At 33.0% G+C, this 451-nt stretch carries 1 protein-coding gene; it reads right to left on the bottom strand.

Features of this window, described 5'->3' with window-relative positions:
* Positions 1-426, bottom strand: a 426-nt coding sequence (locus tag MPC4_RS20810) for a flagellar basal body L-ring protein FlgH (protein WP_174514224.1), incomplete at its 3' end; no start/stop codon positions are given.
* Positions 427-451: the final 25 nt, after the last annotated feature.

The following is a 451-nucleotide window of genomic DNA, read 5'->3' as shown; positions in this document are numbered from 1 at the left end:
TATATAACCACTAATTTGAATAAGCTGTTTATCATTATTAATAATAGCTTCTTGATTACCTGCTACTTTTAAATATCCATTAGAAAGCTTTTCTATAACTTGTACTGAAACAACTGTTCTTAATTGACCTTGTCTTGACGTATTACCCTCACCACTTGCTCCCCCTTCCATTCCAAGACCAGCATCTGCCTTGGCAGTTAAAGTATTTGCCGAGAAAGATAAATTCGTTTTATTTTTAGCATTGGTACCTACTGATGATTTAGCTGAAGTAGATTCAGCAACAAGAACTGTCAAAATATCTCCGACATTAATTGCACGCCTATCACTCGTCAAAGCCTGATAATTCTCAGTATCAATTAAACTAGTTTGTGCAGATGCATGAGTAGTTAATAAGATACTCACAATAAGAACAATTTTATTAATCAATTTTAACTGTTCCTTCTTTTATAAC

The sequence above is a fragment of the Methylocella tundrae genome, from assembly GCF_901905185.1.
GTDB classification, from domain to species: Bacteria; Pseudomonadota; Alphaproteobacteria; order Rhizobiales; family Beijerinckiaceae; genus Methylocapsa; species Methylocapsa tundrae.
The sequence above is the reverse complement of the archived record's forward strand: the minus strand, read 5'-3'. Positions and strand labels throughout refer to the sequence as shown.